The 13,307-nt window shown below is 72.5% G+C and carries 11 protein-coding genes; 7 read left to right on the top strand and 4 right to left on the bottom strand.

Going from position 1 to position 13,307, the window contains the following annotated elements; translation table 11 throughout:
• Positions 1–889, top strand: an 889-nt coding sequence (gene hflX / locus ACOJUF_RS21255; protein ID WP_420123809.1) for a GTPase HflX, incomplete at its 5' end; no start/stop codon positions are given.
• 245 nt (positions 890–1,134) lie between these two features.
• On the top strand, positions 1,135–1,428 hold the full coding sequence (gene tatA, locus ACOJUF_RS21250) for a Sec-independent protein translocase subunit TatA (protein ID WP_420123808.1): 294 nt from the start codon (positions 1,135–1,137) through the stop codon (positions 1,426–1,428).
• A 10-nt stretch (positions 1,429–1,438) separates the two neighbouring features.
• Here tatA and lexA read toward each other — a convergent pair whose 3' ends face one another.
• The gene (gene lexA / locus ACOJUF_RS21245) at positions 1,439–2,179 is read right to left on the bottom strand and encodes a transcriptional repressor LexA (RefSeq protein WP_420123807.1); all 741 of its coding nucleotides are present in this window, start codon (positions 2,177–2,179) and stop codon (positions 1,439–1,441) included.
• 739 nt (positions 2,180–2,918) lie between these two features.
• Here lexA and ACOJUF_RS21240 point away from each other — a divergent pair.
• The 4 genes from ACOJUF_RS21240 (at position 2,919) to ACOJUF_RS21225 (ending at position 8,436) form a co-directional block, all read left to right on the top strand.
• A complete protein-coding gene (locus ACOJUF_RS21240) occupies positions 2,919–3,287 on the top strand; it encodes a LysM peptidoglycan-binding domain-containing protein (RefSeq protein WP_420123806.1) in 369 nt (122 codons plus the stop codon).
• A gap of 255 nt (positions 3,288–3,542) precedes the next feature.
• Positions 3,543–4,034: a transcriptional regulator NrdR gene (nrdR, locus tag ACOJUF_RS21235; RefSeq protein ID WP_420123805.1), complete on the top strand. Its 492-nt coding sequence runs from the start codon at positions 3,543–3,545 to the stop codon at positions 4,032–4,034.
• Between the two features lie 85 nt (positions 4,035–4,119).
• Positions 4,120–7,080 (top strand): vitamin B12-dependent ribonucleotide reductase, encoded by a 2,961-nt coding sequence (locus ACOJUF_RS21230; protein WP_420123804.1) that lies wholly within the window; start codon positions 4,120–4,122, stop codon positions 7,078–7,080.
• 360 nt (positions 7,081–7,440) lie between these two features.
• Positions 7,441–8,436: a LacI family DNA-binding transcriptional regulator gene (locus tag ACOJUF_RS21225; RefSeq protein WP_420123803.1), complete on the top strand. Its 996-nt coding sequence runs from the start codon at positions 7,441–7,443 to the stop codon at positions 8,434–8,436.
• 59 nt (positions 8,437–8,495) lie between these two features.
• Here the strand turns inward: ACOJUF_RS21225 and ACOJUF_RS21220 are convergent, their stop codons facing one another.
• Positions 8,496–9,386 carry a tagatose-bisphosphate aldolase gene (locus ACOJUF_RS21220; protein ID WP_420123802.1) on the bottom strand — a complete coding sequence of 297 codons (891 nt, stop codon included), beginning with the start codon at positions 9,384–9,386 and terminating at the stop codon, positions 8,496–8,498.
• A 72-nt stretch (positions 9,387–9,458) separates the two neighbouring features.
• Positions 9,459–10,865, bottom strand: coding sequence for an FGGY-family carbohydrate kinase (locus ACOJUF_RS21215; protein ID WP_420123801.1), 1,407 nt, complete (start codon positions 10,863–10,865; stop codon positions 9,459–9,461).
• A gap of 83 nt (positions 10,866–10,948) precedes the next feature.
• On the opposite strand from ACOJUF_RS21215, the gene ACOJUF_RS21210 reads away from it, so the two are divergent.
• Positions 10,949–12,181: an HAD-IA family hydrolase gene (locus ACOJUF_RS21210; protein WP_420123800.1), complete on the top strand. Its 1,233-nt coding sequence runs from the start codon at positions 10,949–10,951 to the stop codon at positions 12,179–12,181.
• Positions 12,182–12,535: 354 nt separating this feature from the next.
• Here the strand turns inward: ACOJUF_RS21210 and ACOJUF_RS21205 are convergent.
• The coding region (locus ACOJUF_RS21205; RefSeq protein WP_420123799.1) for an ABC transporter substrate-binding protein at positions 12,536–13,307 on the bottom strand (772 nt) is incomplete at its 5' end.

Below are 13,307 nucleotides of genomic sequence, written 5' to 3'. Positions count from 1 at the left end.
CTACCTGGTTCCGCGACTGCGGGGCTGGGGCAGCGCCCTGTCCCGGCAACGGGGCGGCCGGGTGGCCGCGGGGGCCGGTATCGGCTCGCGCGGGCCCGGCGAGACCAAGCTGGAGATCGACCGCCGGCGGATCCACAAGCGGATCGCGCAGCTACGGTCCGACCTCAAGGCCATGCGTCGGGTCCGGGACACCAAGCGGTCGCAGCGCCGGGCCCGTCTGGTGCCGGCGGTGTCCATCGCCGGCTACACCAACGCGGGCAAGTCCTCCCTGCTCAACCGCCTCACCGACGCCGGCGTGCTGGTCGAGGACGCGCTGTTCGCCACCCTGGACCCCACGACCCGGCGGTCGCGGACCGCGGACGGCCGGGTGTACACGCTGACCGACACGGTCGGTTTCGTCCGGCACCTGCCGCACCAGCTGGTCGAGTCGTTCCGGTCCACGCTCGAGGAGATCGCGGACGCCGACCTGCTGCTGCACGTGGTCGACGGATCCGACGAGAACCCCGAGGCCCAGGTGGCCGCGGTCCGGGAGGTGCTGAGCGAGATCAACGCGCTCGGCGTGCCGGAGATCATCGTCGTCAACAAGATCGACGCGGCCGACGAGATGACCCTGACCCGGCTGCGGCACGCCCTGCCCGGGGCGGTGTTCGTGTCCGCCCGCACCGGCGCCGGTATCGACGGGCTGCGCCAACGAGTCGCCGACGCGCTGCCCGACCCCGCCGTCGCGGTCAATGTGTTGATGCCGTTCAGCGAGGGTGCCCTGGTCTCCCGGGTGCACGCCGAAGGCACGGTGCTGGAGGAGGAGCACACTCCCGACGGCACGGTGTTGCAGGCGCGGGTGTATCCCGATCTGGCCGGCGCGCTGGCGCCCTTCGCGTTGGTCAGCTGAGGGTCGCGGCCGCTCGCCGGTCCGGCGGCACGCGCCGGGCCGACGCCGATCCGGCGCGACCGAGACGGGTAGCCTGAGGGCGGGCGGCGACCAGCCGGCAGGTCCGGCGGCCGCGGCCCGCCCGTCCGGCGGCGGCGCGGGTCCGAACCACCGGTCGGGGCCGATCGACACCGCCGGCGGCACCGACGACAACGTCAGGCGACATCTGCGCGGATGCACCGTCGCACGTCAGAGGAGGCACATCCATGGGCGGCCTGTCCTGGTGGCACTGGTTGATCATCATCGCGGCATTCATCCTGCTGTTCGGCGCCAAGCGGCTGCCGGACGCGGCCCGCAGCGTCGGCCGCTCGCTGCGCATCCTCAAGTCCGAGGTCGGCGCCATGCACGATGACGAGCAGGCCAAGAAGGCGAGCGTCGAGACCGACGTGAGCGCCGCCCAGGCCACGCCGACGGCGCAGATCACCGGCCAGGTGCCGCTGGCCACCACTCCTCCGCCGCCGCCGGTGATCAACGGCGTGCCGGAGGAGCGGCGTCCCTGACCGGATTCGGTCAGACCTTGCGCAGCAGGGTGACGACGCGACCCAGCACCACCGCGTCGTCACCGGGGATGGGTTCGTAGGCGGGATTGTGCGGCATGAGCCACACGTGCCCGTCCTTGCGCTTGAACGTCTTGACGGTGGCCTCGCCGTCGATCATCGCGGCGACGATGTCGCCGTTCTCCGCCACCGGCTGCTGACGGACGACCACCCAGTCGCCATCGGTGATCGCCGCGTCGATCATCGAGTCGCCGACCACCTTGAGCAGGAACAACGTCCCCTCGCCGACGAGGTCCTTGGGCAGCGGGAACACGTCCTCGATGGCCTGCTCGGCCAGGATCGGGCCGCCGGCGGCGATCCGGCCAACGACCGGGACATAGCTCGGGCTGGGCAGCGGGTTCGTCGCCTCCGAGTCGGGCACCGCCTCTTCCAGCGGGCGGATGTCGACCGCCCGCGGCCGGTTCGGGTCCCGCCGCAGCAGGCCCCGCTTCTCCAGCACCTTGAGCTGATGGGCCACCGAGGACGGCGACTTGAGCCCGGCCGCGTCCCCGATCTCGCGCACGCTGGGCGGATACCCGCGCCGCTCCACCGAATCGCGGATCACCTGCAGGATCTTGTGCTGCCGCATGGTCAGGACCCGCCCCGGCTTGGCCGGCGCATCGGGGAAGTCCACGACGTTGTCGCCGGACTCGCCTGCCTCACCCGTCGCTTCGTCCGGGGAATCGGGCGGGTTCACGGTCGAATCGTCGGTCATGCTGTTGCACCCTCCTGAGCTGCGCCGGTCATCCGTTCGCGCCCCAGCCTAGGCATTCCGACGTCACGATTCAAACACCAGTTCGATCGACACGCCGGCAGATCTTCCCACTGTCAGACCCTCGGTGTACAACTCGAGCAGATGTTCGATAGAACGTCCGTTCGACCGCCGGGAGGGGGTCGGGCGCCAGACGGATCGGGTCGGTGGACCCGGTGGATCGGTCAGGTGGGACATGAGAACGCAGACGGCCCGGCTCATCGAGCTCGACGACGCCGCGTGGCACCTGCCCCGGGTCGATCCGACCGGGTGGCTGGCCGACGTGCCGGCTCCGGGCGCGCCGGGGGTCCCGGTGCCGGCCCCGGTAGCGGGTTCAGCAGCGGGTTCAGTAGCGGATCCGGCAGCGGGTTCAGTAGCGGATCCGGGGCCGGACGCTCCGCCCGGGGCGGGGGTTCCGGGGGCCGCTCCGGCGGACGGGTCCGGGTCGCCGGCGGACGGGTCCGGGCATGTCCGCCCGCGCCGGCCCCGGCGCTCCGCCGAGGCGCGGGCCGCCCGGGATCTGGAGCTGGCCCGCCGCCGGCGCCTGCGCCGCGGGCGCCAGGGTCCGTGGCGGCGGCCGGGTCGCGGGCCGGCGAGCGATCCGACGCCCGGCGCACCGTCGACGTCGTCGTCGATCACCGTCGCGCCCGGGGTGCCCGGGGTTGCGGATCGTGGCCGCCCGGCTGCGCCGGACGGGTGGATCGTGGGCGAAGCCCGGCGTGGACGCCTGATCGTCACGTCCGGCCGGCGGCTCGCCCCGCCGGCCGGCGGGGAGGGCTACCGCATCGGGCGGTGGGAGCGGCTGGCCCTGACCGTGCTGGTCGGCGCGACGCTGGTGCTGCTCGCGATCCGGCTGCTGGGCGCCCTCATGGCCGGGCCGGAGGCGTCGACGGACATCACCGTCAAGCCCGGCGACACCCTGTGGTCGATCGCCACGGATGCCGCTCCCGACCGCGACCCGCGCGCCGTCATCGACGAGATCCGCCGGCTCAACCAGGTGACCGGCGATCTGGTGCGGGCCGGCGAGGTCCTGCGGGTCCCGGCGTCCCCCGATCAGGGATCAGCCGGATGAGGTCGTGTCGACACGCCGGGACGGCTTGCGCTTCGCTCTGCGCGGATCTAGCGTCTACCCCTACATCTGGTAGTTACACTGATGTAAGTAGTCCACAGGTTGTGCCACCACCGATAGGCAGTTGTCCACAGGACCGGCCGGTTGCCCACGGGGTGTGCACATCGTCATCCACAGCAGTGCGGCACCACCTCGGTCGTCCACACGGACGATCCACACCCCGGCCCCCGATTGGGGACAGAACAGGAGGTCATCGCGATGCGGTGCCCGTTCTGTCGCCACCCCGACTCCCGGGTCATCGACTCGCGCGAGGTCGAGGACGGGCAGGCCATCCGCCGGCGCCGGTCCTGCCCCCAGTGCAACCGTCGGTTCAGCACCCTCGAGGGCGCCCTGCTCTCGGTCGTCAAGCGCAGCGGCGTCACCGAGCCGTTCAGTCGGAGCAAGGTGATCGCCGGGGTGACCCGGGCCTGCCAGGGCCGGCCGGTCGACGCCGACGCGATCGCCCAGCTGGCGCAGAAGGTCGAGGAGACGGTGCGCGGAGCCGGACAGGCGGAGGTGCCGAGCCAGGAGGTCGGGTTGGCCATCCTGGGTCCCCTGCGGGACTTGGACGAGGTGGCCTACCTGCGGTTCGCCTCGGTCTACCGGTCCTTCACCTCGGCCGACGACTTCGCGGCCGAGATCGCCAGCATGCGGCGCGACGCCGATCCGGCCGAATCACCGGATCGATCGCCGCCCTTGGCCCGCACCTGACTCTCGCACCACCTCCAGGTGCCCGACCGGACAGGTCGGGTGCCACCCGAACTTGTCCACACTCTGCTTCAGGGGAAGGAAGCACATGACCGAGACCATCGGGGTCCCCGGATCGGCCAACGGCGCCAACGGAACGGCCAAGGCCCGCAAGGCCAAGGCGGCGACGTCCGGATCGACCGGCCAGGGCCTGACCCTGCAGCGGCTGTACACCACGGCCGGCGTGCACCCGTACGACGAGGTGACGTGGGAGCGTCGCGACGTCGTGATGACCAACTGGCGGGACGGCACCGTCAACTTCGAGCAGCGCGGGGTCGAGTTCCCCGACTTCTGGTCGGTCAACGCCACCAACATCGTCACCAGCAAGTACTTCCGCGGCGCGGTCGGCACCCCGGCCCGCGAGGCGAGCCTGCGGCAGATCATCGACCGCGTGGTGTCCACCTACACCCGCGCCGGCGTCGAGCACGGCTACTTCGCCACCGAGCAGGACACCGTGATCTTCGAGCACGAGCTGACCTGGATGCTGCTGCACCAGGTGTTCGCGTTCAACTCGCCGGTCTGGTTCAACGTGGGCACCAAGTCCCCGCAGCAGGTCTCGGCCTGCTTCATCCTGTCCGTGGACGACACGATGGACTCGATCCTGAACTGGTACCGGGAGGAGGGGCTGATCTTCAAGGGCGGCTCCGGCGCGGGGCTGAACCTGTCGCGCATCCGCTCGTCCAAGGAGTTGCTGTCCTCCGGTGGCACCGCCTCCGGCCCGGTCTCCTTCATGCGGGGCGCCGACGCCTCGGCCGGCACCATCAAGTCCGGCGGGGCCACCCGGCGGGCCGCGAAGATGGTCGTGCTGGACGTCGACCACCCCGACGTCGCCGAGTTCGTCGAGACCAAGGCGCGCGAGGAGCACAAGATCCGCGCCCTGCGCGACGCCGGGTTCGACATGGACCTGGGCGGCGACGACATCATCTCGGTCCAGTACCAGAACGCGAACAACTCCATCCGGGTCTCGGACGAGTTCATGCGGGCCGTCGACGCCACCACCGACGAGGGCGCCGCCTTCGGCCTGCGCGCCCGGCAGACCGGCGAGGTCATCGAGACCATCGACGCGCGCGAGCTCTTCGGCAAGATCACGCAGGCTGCGTGGGAATGCGCCGATCCCGGCATCCAGTACGACGACACGATCAACGACAGGCACACCAGCCCCGAGTCGGGCCGGATCACCGCGTCCAACCCGTGCAGCGAGTACATGCACCTGGACAACTCCTCGTGCAACCTGGCGTCGCTGAACCTGCTGAAGTTCCTGTCCGAGGACGGCACCTTCGACGCGCCGACCTTCGCCCGGGCCGTGGAATTCGTCATCACCGCGATGGACATCTCCATCTGCTTCGCCGATTTCCCGACCCAGCCGATCGCCGAGACCACCCGCGCCTTCCGGCAGCTGGGCATCGGCTACGCGAACCTCGGCGCGCTGCTGATGGCGACCGGACACGCCTACGACTCCGAGGGTGGGCGCTCGCTCGCCGCGGCCATCACCTCGCTGATGACCGGTGTCGCGTACCGCCGGTCGGCCGAGCTGGCCGGCGTCGTCGGACCGTACGACGGGTACGCCCGCAACTCCGACGCGCACAAGCGGGTCATCCGCAAGCACGCCGCGGCCAACGACTACATCCGCTCGGTCGGCCGCAACGACGCGGCGACGCTGAAGCTGGCCACCACCGTCTGGCAGGACACCGTGGCCACCGGTGAACGCAACGGCTACCGCAACGCGCAGGCCAGCGTGCTCGCCCCGACCGGCACCATCGGTCTGATGATGGACTGCGACACCACCGGCATCGAGCCCGATCTCGCGCTGGTCAAGTTCAAGAAGCTGGTCGGTGGCGGCTCGATGCAGATCGTCAACCAGACGGTGCCGCGGGCGTTGAAGGCGCTGGGCTACCAGCAGGAGTCGATCGAGGCCGTCGTCGAGTACATCGCCGAGCACGGCCATGTGGTGGACGCGCCCGGTCTGCGTCGGGAGCACTACAGCGTGTTCGACTGCGCCATGGGCGAGCGGTCCATCGCGCCGATGGGTCACGTGCGGAGGATGGCCGCGGTGCAGCCGTTCATCTCCGGTGCCATCTCCAAGACCGTCAACATGCCCGAGCACGCCACCGTCGCCGACGTCGCCGAGATCTACCAGCAGGGCTGGAAGATGGGCCTCAAGGCGCTGGCCATCTACCGGGACAACTGCAAGGTCGGCCAGCCGCTGTCGGCGGCCAAGAAGAACAAGTCCTCCGAGGATCAGGCGCCGAAGGCGGACGCTCCGGCAGCGCCCGTCCTGCCCGTGGTCACCGGGCCGGTGCGTCGCCGCCTGCCGAAGAAGCGCCCGTCGCAGACGGTCTCGTTCACCGTCGGTGGCGCCGAGGGGTACCTGACCACCGGTTCCTACCCGGACGACGGCCTCGGTGAGGTGTTCATCAAGCTGGGCAAGCAGGGGTCGACCCTGGCCGGCGTGATGGACGCCTTCTCGATCGCGGTGTCGGTGGGCCTGCAGTACGGCATCCCGCTGGAGTCGTACGTCGCCAAGTTCACCAACCTGCGGTTCGAGCCGGCCGGCATGACCGACGATCCGGACGTGCGGATCGCCACCTCGGTGATGGACTACCTGTTCCGCCGGATCGCCCTGGACTACCTGCCGCTGGACGCGCGGGCCGAGCTGGGCATCTTCTCCGCCGAGGAGCGCCGGGAGCAGGTGTCCACGAGCTACGGTGCCGCGGACGTCTCGCCGGCGGCCGGACCGGATTCCGCCGCCGACGAGGGCCTGGTGGAGAACCTGCGGACCACCGTGGATGCCTCCCCGGTCATCCGTCCGGCGGTGGAGAGCGGCACTCCGGCGCCGGCCTCGGCCGCGGGCCGGGACGCCGGCGGGGCCGGGTCGTCGACCGAGCTGCTGGAGCTGGTCATCGGCAAGTCCGCCGACGCCCCGCTCTGCTTCACCTGCGGCACCAAGATGCGGCCATCGGGGGCCTGCTACCTGTGCGAGGGGTGCGGCTCGACCAGCGGCTGCAGCTGAGACGGAACGGTTCCCGGGGCGCCTCGGGCGCTCCCGGGAGCCGGCCTCCGCGCCCCCGTCCGGTGCCGGTGGCGCCGCCGTCGGTGGTTGCCGGCGGTGGCTGTCGATGGTGGCTGCCGGCCGGGGCGTCGCGGCAATCGTCCGCGGCGTGACCGGCCGGCCTACCGGGTACCCTCCGGGGGCGCGCCCCGGCGGCCCGGGCGGGGGGGGGGGGCGGGGGGGGGGGGTGGGGGGTGCCGGCCGGCGGGGCCGGCGCGCCACCCGGCCGGGGGGGCCCCGCCCGCCCTACCGGGTACCCTCCGGGGGCCCGCCCGGTCGGCCGGGCGGACGGTGGGCGAAGAGCCGGGTGAGGGACGAACGATGAGCACGATGCGGGAAGTCGCCGCGCGCGCCGGGGTCAGCGTAAAGACGGTGTCCCGGGTGTTCAACGACGACCCGCATGTCCTGCCGGACACCCGGGAGCGGGTGCAGGTGGCGCTGCGCGAGCTGAACTACGTGCCCAACGAGCTGCCGTCGATCCTGCGGGCGGGGCGGGCCCCGGTCATCGGGATCGCGGTGCCCGACATCGTCGACCCGTTCTTCGCCGCGATCACCCAGTCCATCCAGCGGCTGGCCTTCGAACGCGAGATGTTCACCCTGGTGATCAGTCTCGGGTCGGACGCCGAGCTGGAGCAGCCGATGGTCGAGGGCCTGCTCAAGCGGGGGCTCAGCGGGCTGGTGCTGGCGCCGATCACCGTCGACCAGTCCTACCTGTCGGTCTGGGCCATGCGGTTGCCGGTCGTCTTCGTCGACCGCCAACCGGCCCGGCTGGCCGCGGACTCGTTCACCGAGGACGACGAGGGCGGCGCGGACACCGCGACCACCCATCTGATCGCCCACGGCCACCGGCGGATCGCGTTCGCCGGCGAGCGTCCGTTGCTGCGCACCGCGGCCGGGCGGCTGGCCGGCTACCGCGCCGCGCTGGCCCGGGCCGGACTGCCCGAGGACCCCGACCTGGTGCTGGTGGGGGTGGACGACCGGGCGGGCGCCCGGGACGCGCTGGAGGTGCTGCGCCGGCTGCCCGACCCGCCCACCGCGATCTTCTCGTCGAACGCCCGGTGCACCATGCATCTGCTCCCGGCGCTGCGGCCGCGCGAGTTCGCGCTGGTCGGATTCGGCGACTTCCCGATGGCCGACGTCGTCAGCCCGTCGGTCACCGTGATCGACCAGGATCCGTACCGGCTCGGCCGGCTGGCCGCCGAGCGGATCTTCGACCGGCTGGACGCGCCCGACCGCCGGTACCGGCGCCGCACCGTCGTGCCGGTGCACCTGGTCGAGCGGCAGTCCTGCCAGGCGGGCCCCGCCGTCCGGGGGTGACGCCACTGCCCGACCCGGTGATCCGGGCCGGGCAGCGGGGCGTGGGGCGTGGGCCGGGTTCAGCCGGTGGCGTCGATGACGGCGTTTAGCTCACGCAGCCGCGGCAGGGCGCGGTTGGTCAGGTAGTCCTGCCGGGTGTCGGTGGAGATCGACAGGCTGTCCTTCCAGAGCGAGCGCCCGGCCATCGCGCCGCTGGCCCCGTTGGCCATCGCGACGGCGACCTGCTCGATGAAGGTCTCGTGGTCGACACCGGCCGACAGCACGGCCCACGGCACACCGGCGGCGGCCGCGGTCACCGCCTGGCACGCCTGCGCCGAACCCGGGTACTGCAACTTGAGCACCTTGGCGCCGCACTCGACGGCCAGCTTGGCCCCGTCGGCGACCAGGGTGCCGAACGCGGCCTTGTAGTCCTCGTCGGACTCGTCCTCGAGCTGGTAGGTCAGCAGCTCGACGATCAGCAGCAACCCTTCGGCGGCGCACGCCTTGACCAGCTCGCGGATCTGGTCGGCGACGACGGACTCCGGACCCTGCCGGTCGGGCCGGGTGTAGAACAGCATCTTCGCGACGTCCCCGCCCAGCTCGCGCACCCGGCGCGGGGTCACCCCATCGACGTACCGGGTGTAGCGCAGTCCGTCGACGGTCTCGAACCCGGACGCGTCCATCCCGACGACGAGCGCGGTGTTGCGGCCCAGCACGCCCTCGTCGACGATCGCCGGCAGCGCCACCTCCGGGTCGAGCAGGATCGCCGGCGCGTTGTTGGCCAGGTACTGGACCAGATCGGCCTTGGCGTGGGCCAGCTCGGCCGTGCTGATGCCCGTGGCGCCGCCCGGCGCGTCGGTCATGGCCGCCTTCATGCCGTTGCGCTGATCGGCGGCGACGATCAGCATGTGCCCGCCGGGCGTCGAGATCGCGCTCATGCCGCGGCGTTCCAGGGTGGTCAGGGAATTCATGGGTTCCTCCGGTGAGGTGATGGGGCGGGTGTGGGGGAGGCCGGCGCGGCGACCGGGTCGGGCTGACCGGGGTCAGCCGACCGGCGCCCGCTCCGGCCGATCGGTCGGGGTGGCGTGCTGCGGTGCGGGGTGCTGTGCGGTTGGGTCGAGCAGCGCGGCCGCGATCCGCGCGGCCCCGAAGGCGGTCTCCTGCGTCCGGGTGGACACGGCGGGCCGGGGCAGCACCTGCGCCCGGGCCCGCTGCACGGCGGCCATGTCGACCCAGCCGCCGGTCAGCAGCGCGGAACCGGCCGGGGGCAGTTCCGCGTCGATCGCCTCGATCAGGCGGGCGATCTCGTCGTTGCTGTGCCGCAGCACCGCCCCGAACAGTTCGGCCGGGCTGACGTCGTCGGTCTGCACGGTCACCCGCAGCACCCCGTCGTCGTTGCGGGCGCCGCTGACCGCGATCCCGCCCGCCGGCAGCGCGCCGGCGTAGGGCAGGGCCATGACCTGCGCGTCCAGCCGGTCCCGCCCGGCGCGGTCGCGGATGCCGCACAGCTGCAGGGCCCGGCGCAGCACCAGCCCGGTCTTCACCCCGGCCACCAGCACGTTGCGGCCGGGCACGATGTGCCGGACCTCGTTGATCAGCCGGCCGGCGAGCCGGGTCCGCGCCTCGAAGCCCAGGGGCGCGTCGACGACCCGCAGCAGCACCTCGGCGGTGCCCATCGAGACGTGGTAGTGCCCCAGCGGAATCGGCCCGGTCGCCTCGGCGGCGACCAGATGGTCATGGCCGGCCACGGTGATCGCGGCGCCGGCGAACGGCCCGGGCAGCCACGCCCCGGTCCGGCCCAGGTCGGTGCCGGCCGTCACCAGCGGCGGGAGCAGGCTGTCGGTGACGCCGAGGTGGGCCAGCATCTCGTCCCAGGCGGTACCGGAATCCTGGTCCAGCAGCCCGGTCCGGGAGGTCAACGAGTACTCGGCCGCCGCCCGGCCGCCCAGGGACATCGCGACGAACTCCGGCAGGTTGAGCCAGCGCAGGCCGCGCAGATCCAGCCCCTCGTCCCGCAGCAGAGCCAGCTTGGCCGCCGAGACCTGGCTGCCCAGCGGCAGTCCCGTCCGGCCGGCGAACTCCTCCCGCACGATGCGGGGGAAGGCGGCGACCTGCGCGGCCCCCCGCGGATCGAACCACGCGAACGCCGGTCCGACGGCCCGATCACGGGCGTCCACGAGCATCCCGCTCTCGCCCATGCCCGAGATGGCGATCGCGGCGACCGGCTCGGCGGTCACGGCGGCGAGCCGGGTGGCGGCCGCGACGAGCAGCTCCTGCACCGCGGCCAGCAGCCGGTCGGCCGGCATGTCGGCGGTGCCGTCGGCGCCGGACCGCCACGGCGTGGGGACCTGTTCGACGACGAGCTCGGTGCCGTCGGCGTCGCGGACCAGCAGCTTCAGACCGGTGCTGCCCAGGTCCATGCCGGCGACCAGGGGGGTGCTCGTCGACACGGGCAGGCCTCTCGTCCAAGGGGATGACACCGATGTCGTCGAGATGCATGACACGCGTGTCGTGATGGGTCTATCCTGAGGGGGTGAGCACCGAATGTCAACCCCCACCGGCCCGCTGTATTCTTGTCGCCGGCCCGGCCGGAAGTGGGAAAAGCACGCTGGCAACGGCTTTGGCGGTCCGTCGGGGCCTTCCCCTGCTGGATCTGGACACGTTGACCAACCCGCTGCTCGACGGCCTGCCGGCGTCGGTCCTCGGCGAGCACTGGCTCGCCCCGGCCCACGGCACGGCGATCCGCGACGCGCGCTATGCCGCGCTCACGGCGGTCGCCGCCGAGGTGACGGCGACCGCGGGCGCGGCCGTGCTGGTCGCACCGTTCACCGCCGAGCTGGCCGGTGGCGCCGCCTGGGACCGGCTCCGCGCCGCCCTCGGCCCGGCCGACCCGGTGGTGGTCTGGATCCACGGTGATGCCGAGCTGCTCGCCCGGCGCCGGGCCCACCGGCAGGCCGAGCGGGACCGGCACCGGCCGGACACCGCCGCGCCACCGCAGCCGGCCGTCCCGCACATCACGGTCGACGCGGAACTCACCACCGAGCAACAACTTTTCCGGGTTCTCCGGGCCGCGGGGGAGCGGCTGCCGGTGCCGGCCGACGCGCCGCTGTTCGACCCCGCCGCGACCCCCGACTTCGACGCCGTGCTGTTCGACCTGGACGGGACCCTGGCTGATTCGACCGCGTCGGTCACCCGGTGCTGGGACCGGCTGGCCCGTGAGTTCGGCGCCCCCGCGGGGCTGGTCCAGGAGAATCACGGTCAGCCGGCGGACGTGCTGGTCGGCGTGCTGGTCGGCCCGGACCGGCAGGCCGCCGGCCGGGCCCGCATCCGGGAACTGGAGATCACCGACGCCCCGTCGATCGATCCGATTCCCGGTGCGCACCAGTTCTTCTCGTCGGTCCCGGAGCAGCGCCGGGCGATCGTCACGTCGGGCGTGCGGGACCTGGCGACCGCCCGGCTCGGCGCGGTCGGCCTGCCGGTGCCCCGCACCATGGTCACCTTCGACGACGTCGAGCACGGGAAGCCGCACCCCGAGCCGTACCTGCTGGCCGCCCGGCGCCTGGGCCTGGACCCGGCCCGCTGCCTGGTCTTCGAGGACGCGCCGGCCGGGATCGCCTCCGCCCGGGCCGCCGGCTGCCGGGTGGTCGGCGTGCTCGGCACCTCGCCCGCCGCCGAGCTGGCCGGGGCCGAACTGCTCGTCGACGGGCTCGACCGGCTGATCCTGGTCCGGCAGGGGGAGGGATTGCGCCTGCTGCCGGCCAATTGACCGGCCCGCAGGCCGCCGGCACCGGCCGCCGAGCCCCGATCGGGAACGCCCCGGGTCGATTCGACCCGGGGCGTTCGCGTCGGCGGAAGTTGCCGGGGCACCGGCGATGCGCCGCGGGTCAGGGGCCCGCCCCGTCCCGCCGGGGTCGCCCGTCCGCCCACCGCGCGGGGCCGGCCCGCCGCCCCGGCGCAGACCAGGCCCCGGAGCAGATCAAGGCCCCGGAACAGACCAAGGCCCCGGAGCAGACCAAGGCCCCGGAACACATCAAGGCCCGGAACAGACGACAGGCCCCGGCAGCGGAGAGCTGCCGGGGCCTGTCGCGGAGGCCGGGCACGGGGCCCGGCCTCCGGTCGATCAGCAGGAGGACTTGTAGACCGCGTCCGAGGAGTCGACGTTCTCCGGCGTGATGATGGTGAACCCGGTCTGGATCTTCGGGGTCACGGTGCCGCCGTCGAGCGAGGCGATGGCCTGGTCCAGACCGTCGGTGCCGATGGTGGCCGGCTGCTGCGCGACCAGGGCCTGCACGGTGCCGTCCTTGAGCGCCTTGACCTGGTTCGGGCCGGCGTCGAAGCCGACGATGGTCATCTGGTCACTCTTGCCGGCCTGCTTCACACCGGTGGACGAGCCCTCGGCGGAGAAGATGTTGGTGGCGAAGATGCCGACGATGTCGGGGTCCTTCTGCAGGGCGGCGGTCACCAGCTGGGCGGCGGTCGCCGGGTCGTTGTGCGAGTACTGGACACCCAGGTACTGGAAGTTCGAGTCCTGGCCGACCGCGGTCTCGAAGCCCTTCACCCGGGCGTCGACGGTGGAGATGCCCGGATCGGTGGAGATGACCAGGACCTTGCCACCGTTCGGGTTCTTGTCCTTGATGGCCTTGAACGCCGCGGCGCCACCGCCCTCGTTGTCCGAGGAGACCTGGGAGACCGCGAACGACGGGTCCTCGGTGGTGGTGTCGACCAGCACGACCTTGATGCCGGCCGCCGCGGCGTTCTCCAGCGGCTTCTGCATGGCGGTGACGTCGGTCGGCGCGATCAGGATGGCGTCGGGCTTGCTGGCCACGACCGAATCCAGGATCGGGGTCTGCAGGGTCGGGTCGAACTTCTGCGCGCCCTGGGTGTTCACGGTG

This window comes from Nakamurella sp. (assembly GCF_048594475.1).
GTDB lineage: Bacteria > Actinomycetota > Actinomycetes > Mycobacteriales > Nakamurellaceae > Nakamurella.
The sequence above is the reverse complement of the archived record's forward strand: the minus strand, read 5'-3'. Positions and strand labels throughout refer to the sequence as shown.